Annotated in this window: 6 protein-coding genes; 3 read left to right on the plus strand and 3 right to left on the minus strand. The window is 45.5% G+C overall.

The features are described from left to right. Positions 1-42: 42 nt before the first annotated feature. Positions 43-1,980, plus strand: a complete 1,938-nt coding sequence (locus tag AC4II3_RS09600) for a sensor domain-containing protein (RefSeq protein WP_488014621.1) — start codon at positions 43-45, stop codon at positions 1,978-1,980. 270 nt (positions 1,981-2,250) lie between these two features. Next, on the plus strand, positions 2,251-3,501 hold the full coding sequence (locus tag AC4II3_RS09605; protein ID WP_488014623.1) for a competence/damage-inducible protein A: 1,251 nt from the start codon (positions 2,251-2,253) through the stop codon (positions 3,499-3,501). 67 nt (positions 3,502-3,568) lie between these two features. Here AC4II3_RS09605 and AC4II3_RS09610 read toward each other — a convergent pair whose 3' ends face one another. The 3 genes from AC4II3_RS09610 to rpaB form a co-directional block, all read right to left on the minus strand. Further along, positions 3,569-4,108: a DUF456 domain-containing protein gene (locus AC4II3_RS09610; RefSeq protein WP_488014625.1), complete on the minus strand. Its 540-nt coding sequence runs from the start codon at positions 4,106-4,108 to the stop codon at positions 3,569-3,571. Between the two features lie 31 nt (positions 4,109-4,139). Further along, a complete protein-coding gene (locus AC4II3_RS09615) occupies positions 4,140-4,784 on the minus strand; it encodes a cofactor assembly of complex C subunit B (protein ID WP_488014627.1) in 645 nt (214 codons plus the stop codon). Between the two features lie 61 nt (positions 4,785-4,845). Continuing rightward, entirely contained in the window at positions 4,846-5,577 is a 732-nt protein-coding gene (gene rpaB, locus AC4II3_RS09620) for a response regulator transcription factor RpaB (RefSeq protein ID WP_488014629.1), read from the minus strand. 204 nt (positions 5,578-5,781) lie between these two features. Here rpaB and radA point away from each other — a divergent pair, with 204 nt between their 5' ends. After that, positions 5,782-7,395: a DNA repair protein RadA gene (radA, locus tag AC4II3_RS09625; RefSeq protein ID WP_488014631.1), complete on the plus strand. Its 1,614-nt coding sequence runs from the start codon at positions 5,782-5,784 to the stop codon at positions 7,393-7,395. Positions 7,396-7,461 lie beyond the last annotated feature (66 nt).

Below are 7,461 nucleotides of genomic sequence, written 5' to 3' on the forward strand. Positions count from 1 at the left end.
GGAAATTCAGGTTGTGATTCTCTTAATGGAAGAGCTTCATTGATGAACACCGAATCAATGCAGGAAAAAATTCGGAAGATCCAAATCGGCTTAGAGCTGGTGTTGAAGAATTCTAATGACATACTTTTGCAACCTGAGCTGATTTCAGTGTTTCTAGAGGAAATTTGTATCACCCTAGAAGAGTTGGAGGTACAGCAGGAGGAATTAATTGCCACTCATTGCCAAGTGGAATTGGAGCGCCAACGTTACCAGACTTTGTTCAACTCAGCGCCGGATGCCTACCTAGTGACTAATACCCTAGGTGTGATCCAAAAGGCTAACCTAGCGGCAGCAAACCTGTTTAACGTGAACCGCACCTTTCTGGTCGGCAAACCCATAATCGTGTTTGTGGCTCAAGAAGACCGGAAAATGGTTACCACTCAACTCAAGCAATTCACACTATTTCCTGTAAGGGATTGGGAGGTGCGTCTGCAACCACAGCAGTCTGAGCCGTTGACTGGGTCAATCGCTATCTGTACTATACTTGATGCCGAAGGCAAAGGAGTAGAGGTATTCTGGACAATCAGGGACATTAGCGGACGTAAACAAGCTGAAGCTGCCCTGGAAGCTCAGTTAAATCTGGATGGGCTAACCCAAGTGTCTAACCGCCGTCACTTCGATCAGGTATTCGAGAAAGAATGGCAACGCTCAAGGCGAGACCAGTTGCCTTTGGCTGTAATTTTAATTGATGTGGATCGCTTCAAACGCTACAACGATTCCTATGGTCACAAAAACGGTGATCAATGTCTTCAACGAATTGCCAAAGCTATCGGTGATGTGGTCAAACGTCCAGCTGACTTAGTCGCCCGCTACGGTGGTGATGAATTTGCAGTACTTTTGCCCAATACCGATGCCTCTGGGGCTACAAAGGTTGCCAACTTGATTCAAAAGGCAGTTCAAGGTCTCAACATCATTAATACGGTGCAACATTTCAACATCGTTTACAATTATGATTATCATAATTGTAAACCCAATTACTGTTCCCCGATCAGCGAGCAGCTCACCGTGAGCTTAGGAATCGCCAGCGAGATTCCTACACTGGATCAAAAACCAGGAATCTTAATCGCTACGGCTGACAGTGCACTGTATCAAGTCAAAGCCACAGGTGGCGATGGATACGCAGTATGTAACAACCAATGCCAGGGCTATAGGTTGGGTTTGGGCAAATTAGAGGAAGAATTAGAGGAGGAATTGTATCGGGCAGTAGGCCAGGATGAGTTTATACTACACTATCAGCCAATTATTTCCCTAGAGACTAGGCAAATCCTGGGGTTTGAGGTGTTGTTGCGTTGGCGGCACCCCAAGCAGGGACTGATCAGACCATCGGAGTTTCTATCGATTGCTGAGCAAACCGGACTGATTCTTCCCCTGGGCGAGTGGGTTTTAAGTACTGCTTGTTGGCAGTTACATCAATGGCAGCATCTGCGGAATACTATACCATTGTTCATCAGTGTGAACATTTCTGCACAACAACTGTGCCATCCCAGTTTCCTGCCTCAGCTTCAACAAATTTTGCAGGATACTGGTATATCTGGAAGTAATTTAGTATTAGAAATTACCGAAAATTCACTAATAACTGCAAAAGCTGACGGAGGTATAGAGTTAAACCAACTCCAATCCTTAGGTATTCAATTAGCTCTAGATGATTTTGGCAGTAGCTACTCTTGCCTGGCTCATTTAACAAATCTACCCATAAATATCTTTAAAGTTGACCCTTTTTTTCTCGAAAGTATGGAGTCTGATTCCCAAAAATCAGCTATTGTTAAAAGTATCATATTTCTAGCTCACCAGCTCGGGATAACAGTAACAGCGAAAGCCATCGAAACTCCTCAACAAATGGCAAGCTTGCAAGAGTTAAATTGTGATTATGGGCAAGGTTTTTTTTTATCGGAACCAATGGATGCTCAAGGGGCTTCGACTCTAATCGAAGCAGGGAATTGAGAATTGAAAATTGAGAATTGAGAATTGAGAATCGGGAAAAAATCCCGTGTACCTGATAACTATCAGAAACCCTATAAATCGATATTAAATATATAATTGTAGCTCTACCGAACTTGCTATGTATAGGACTACGCATTCAGATGTTTAACATTCCTAAACTCTGAAACTTAGTCATAGTTTACTTCTGACTTCTGACTTCTATCAATCCTATGGGACAATAAGATAAGAGCCGAAAAAAATCAATGTTATCTTGCCCCTGAGGCATAATCGATGAGTGCAGAAATTATTTGTGTAGGTACTGAACTGCTGCTGGGGGATATTCTCAACAGCAATTCTCAGTTTTTAGCCCAGGAGCTAGCAGCATTGGGGATTCCTCACTACTATCAGACAGTGGTGGGGGATAATATCGGGCGTTTACAGCAAGTATTGACAATTGCTAGTGAGCGCTCCACTATCCTACTATTTACTGGTGGTCTTGGTCCGACCCCGGATGATTTGACCACGGAAGCGATCGCTAAATTTTTTGGTGCTCCTCTGATTGAAGAACCGGATGTTATAGAGGACATCACTCAGAAGTTTGCCCGGCGGGGACGTCAATTAACTACCAATAACCGCAAGCAAGCCCTAATTCCAGAAGGGGCACAAGTATTACCCAACCTGAACGGAACAGCTCCTGGTATCATCTGGAAACCCCGTGCTGATTTAACCATTCTCACGTTTCCTGGTGTTCCTAGGGAAATGAATCAGATGTGGCGAGACACGGCTGTTCCCTATCTTAAAAGCCAAGGCTGGGGTAAAGAAATCGTTTATAGCCGGATGTTGCGGTTTTGGGGGATTGGAGAATCGGCTTTGGCTGAGAAAGTTGCTCCCTTTTTTGACCTTACCAACCCCACGGTTGCTCCCTATGCTAGTAAGGGACAAGTAAGGTTAAGAGTTTCGGCCCGTGCGGCTTCAGAAAGTGAAGCACAACAGTTCATTGAACCAGTAGCCCAAAAATTACAGGAGATTGGGGGAATTAACTATTTCGGTACTGACACCGATACCCTAGCCTCTGTAGTGGGTCAGCTATTAACGGCTGCCTCAGAAACGTTGAGCGTAGCGGAATCCTGTACTGGCGGCGGTATTGGCAGTATGATAACCAGTGTGCCGGGCAGTTCTAATTATTTTCTGGGGGGTATCATTGCTTATGATAACGCTGTGAAAACTGGTGTACTGGGAGTAAATTCCTCAGATTTGAAGGCGATGGGGGCGGTAAGTAAAGTTGTAGCAGAGCAAATGGCAACGGGAGTGCGATCGCTTCTTTCTTCAAGCTGGTCACTGAGTATTACAGGCATAGCCGGACCTGGAGGCAATACCGATACCAAGCCTGTGGGTCTAGTTTACATTGGTCTAGCCGGACCAGATGGCATTTTAGAATGCTACAAGTACACCTTGGGTCACCATCGGAGTCGGTCTGACCTACGTCACATCAGCGCCTGCTATGCCCTCGATCGGCTACGGTGCAAATTGCTGAGTCGTTGAACTTGTCACTTAGGGTTAGGGTAGGGTTAGTTAGCAGGCAGTAGTGCACCCCATAACCCTTCTCAATCTAAATTCCTGCACCTGGGGGCCAGGTGGTGAAAATAAACACCACCACAGTAGCGATCGCAAGCATTCCCTGAATCAAATTTCCTACCAATGAACCGACCACAATCCCCAAGCCAGCTTTAAACGATTGCTTAATTCTAGGCTGTAACTTTAACTTCCGTTGATAGAGAAACTCACCCAAAAACGCTCCTAACAACGGTCCCAGCAAAATCCCTAGTAACGGTCCTCCGAAGGGCAAGGCGGGTAAAAGACCAAACACCCCCAAGAACAAGCCGATTATGGAACCAATTTGTCCCCAATTACTAGCACCAGCTTTTTTGGCTCCCCAGTAAGCGGCTAAAAAATCAACCCCCATACCGAGTAGCAACACAAAGATTGCTACGCCCAATGCCCAGGTGACGCTACTAAAGCCCTCAGCAATACCCCAAATTATGGTGGCAGCTAAAATCAACATGGCACCGGGAATGCCAGGAACAACTGAACCAATAATGCCTACTAGCATCACCAGAATCAGCAACCAGTACAAAATGATTAACCACATTATTATTTAAATTTGAAGCGGTACCCACATCTTATAAATGACCAGAGAGAGTATTGGCGAGTTTATCAGCAATCCCCTCAATCCACTTTTCATCTTGTTTAGTGTAACTTCGGGGAGCATTGGCTGCCAAAATTAGCGCTCCTTGGTTGCCAATTGGTTGACATATTACACCTTGTGTGTTATTAGGCAAGTAGTCAAATTCAAGTCGCCCTGGATAGAGCTTTAGGTTAACCAGATAGACGGCTTTTTGAGTTTCCAGAACCCGCTTGAGAATGGCTCCAGGCTCGACTTGGGGATTTTTGCCCAAGATCCCCCGCCGCAGCAGGACTTTGTCTTGGTATACCACTACAAGCGATCGCGTTACTGTATTAGTCAGTAATAGATGGGATGCCCAGGCTAATTCAGTTTTTACCTGATCTGGGAGCTCGGTCGCGAGGTCGAAACCCTCTTCGCCAATCAGTTTAACGGCATCAGGAGGTTTGGGCTGTACCTGCTGCCACAGTAAACCTGTCAAAATCAATACAGCACAAACAATTACCCCTACAGCATCAGAACGAGCTTGAGAATTGCTTAGCTGGGAGGTTAATAAACGGTTGATCAGCAACAGACCCCCTGCCAATCCTCCAACCGCAAATGGCAGCAGCCGCAGTACATCATTTTGGTCGGGTTTAGCCATCACTCATCTGTTGGTTGTTAGTTCAGTACTTACGCAGCTGAAAAGAAACATCAAGGTGTTACTATTTTTCATCCCCCGGTTCAATGATTCGTTGGAACAAATAACCTGTACCTCGTGCGGTCAGAATTAGCTCAGGATTACTCGGGTCATCCTCTAACTTGGCTCGTAGCCGGGAGATGTGGACATCTACTACACGGGTATCCACATGGCGTTCGGGAGTATAGCCCCACACTTCCTGCAAAATTTCAGAACGGGAGAATGGTTCTCCGGAACGTCTAACTAATAATTCCAAAAGACTAAACTCCATTCCAGTCAGCCGAATGCGCTCATCCCCTTTGTAGACCTGCCGCTTGTTGGTGTCAATTTTGATACTCCCCACATGAATCACACCAGAACTAGGAATACCGGCAGCTCCGACTTTATCAAACCTGCGCAGTACGGAACGAATACGGGCTTCCAATTCTTTTGGAGAAAAGGGCTTGACCACATAGTCATCTGCTCCTAACTCTAGACCGGTAATCCGGTCAGCGACATCCCCTAAAGCAGTTAGCATAATAATGGGAATATCTGATTCCTTGCGTAATTCTTGACAAACACCATAACCATCTAGCTTTGGCATCATCACATCTAACACCACTAGGTCAGGCTCTTGATTACGAAATGTGTCTAGGGCTTCTTCTCCATCGGCGGCTGTGACTACCTCGTAGCCAATCATGGACAACCGAGTTTCTAATATGCGACGGATACTGGCTTCGTCATCGACAACAAGAATTTTTTCTTTATGAGTTTCCAATTGACGTTATACTCCTGAAATGGTGAAGTAAAATTAATGATTTATTAATTTATTAGTAGTTTATCTCTTTAATCTAACGCTTTACAAAGTTGATTTTATCGTTGAAAATTATATTTTCCTTGCTGGTGAAGTCTTTCTTGACTTTCATTAATGTTAATTTAATTATTGAGTTTTTTTAAGAGTTTTTAAGACTTTTAAAGTAGGATGCCGAAGCCTAAAACGCTCTATGTGTGTAATGCCTGTGGTGCTGAGTCCTCCCAATGGTTCGGCAAATGTCCTGCCTGTGGTACTTACAATTCCTTGGATGAGGTAGCTGCCCCATCCCCGATCAAAATCAGTCGCGGGGGTTGGCAATCCAATACTTATTCCGATAACCACGAGCCTAACACTGGACCGGCTCAACCGAGGTCATCCCTTACCTTCTCAGAAATTGTTGATACTGTCCAGATCCGCTTCCCCTCAGGCTATGGAGAACTCGACCGAGTCCTCGGAGGTGGTGTTGTGCCTGGGTCTTTAGTCTTAATTGGTGGCGATCCAGGAATTGGCAAATCAACCTTAATGCTCCAAGTTGCCAATCAACTTGCCAAGTTGCATCGCATTCTATACGTTTGTGCAGAAGAATCAGGACAGCAGGTAAAACTGCGAGCATCTCGCCTGGGTGTGGTATCAACAGAAACCTCTGATCCTGACTCTAATAATGGTAGGTTGAAAAAGGAGGCTGAGTCTTCTAAGTCTAAGTCTTCTAAGTCTAAGTCTTCTAAGTCTAAGTCTTCTAAGTCTAAATCATCCAAAGCACCCATAGCCGCTAAAGACTCTGACTCTCAAGACTCTGAGTCTAAAGACGCTGATCTTTATGTCCTACCAGAAACCGATTTAGAGGAAATTCTGCGAGAGTTGGAGTCCCTCAAACCTCAGGTAGCAGTGATTGACAGTATTCAGACCCTTTATTTTCCAGCCTTGACCTCTGCTCCTGGTTCTGTTGCTCAAGTGCGGGAATGTACCTCTGCCCTGATGCAGGTAGCAAAGCGGTCAAACATTACCCTGTTAATTGTGGGTCATGTGACCAAAGAAGGCGCGATCGCAGGACCAAGGGTACTGGAACACTTAGTCGATACTGTATTGTACTTTGAAGGCGATCGCTTTGCTTCCCACCGGCTACTGCGTTCTGTGAAAAACCGCTTTGGGGCTACTCATGAAATCGGTATTTTTGAAATGGTCAGCAACGGTTTGCAGGAAGTCTTGAACCCTTCTGATCTGTTTTTGGGTAACCGAGATGAAATGAGTCCTGGTACTGCTACTGTAGTGGCTTGTGAAGGTACTCGTCCGATTCTGGTAGAATTGCAAGCCTTGGTAAGTCCTGCTAGTTATGGGGCACCCCGCCGCTCAACCACTGGAGTTGATTACAACCGCTTACAACAAATTCTGGCAGTGTTGGAAAAGCGAGTCGGGATTCCTCTATCCAAATTAGATGCTTATGTAGCAACAGCAGGAGGGCTAGGAGTAGAAGAACCAGCAGCTGATTTAGGAATGGCTATTGCGGTAGTAGCCAGTTTTCGCGATCGCGTTGTCGATCCTCGCACCGTTATGATTGGTGAAATCAGCTTAGGGGGGCAAGTCCGACTAGTCTCTCAGATGGAACTCCGACTCAAAGAAGCTGCCAAGTTAGGGTTCAAGCGAGCGATCATACCCAAAGGTCAAACCTTATCTGATCTTGGTATTGAAATTATTCAAGTATCTAGAGTACTAGATGCGATTATCGCTGCCTTGCCTGGGGGATTACGTCAGGATTTCCCTGAAGATATCGACGATCAAATCTAAGATCAAGTCCAATTCCCGATTCCCGATTCCCGTTCCCCTCCTGGGAGGGGTTAGGGGTGGGTTCCG

Source organism: Moorena sp., from assembly GCF_982860115.1.

What these genes read in the sequence shown, in the direction of transcription:
- AC4II3_RS09610 (WP_488014625.1), bottom strand. Translation starts at nt 4,108, where the DNA reads ATGTGGTTAATCATTTTGTACTGGTTGCTGATTCTGGTGATGCTAGTA.
- AC4II3_RS09615 (WP_488014627.1), bottom strand. Translation starts at nt 4,784, where the DNA reads ATGGCTAAACCCGACCAAAATGATGTACTGCGGCTGCTGCCATTTGCG.
- radA (WP_488014631.1), top strand. Translation starts at nt 5,782, where the DNA reads ATGCCGAAGCCTAAAACGCTCTATGTGTGTAATGCCTGTGGTGCTGAG.
- AC4II3_RS09605 (WP_488014623.1), top strand. Translation starts at nt 2,251, where the DNA reads ATGAGTGCAGAAATTATTTGTGTAGGTACTGAACTGCTGCTGGGGGAT.
- AC4II3_RS09600 (WP_488014621.1), top strand. Translation starts at nt 43, where the DNA reads ATGAACACCGAATCAATGCAGGAAAAAATTCGGAAGATCCAAATCGGC.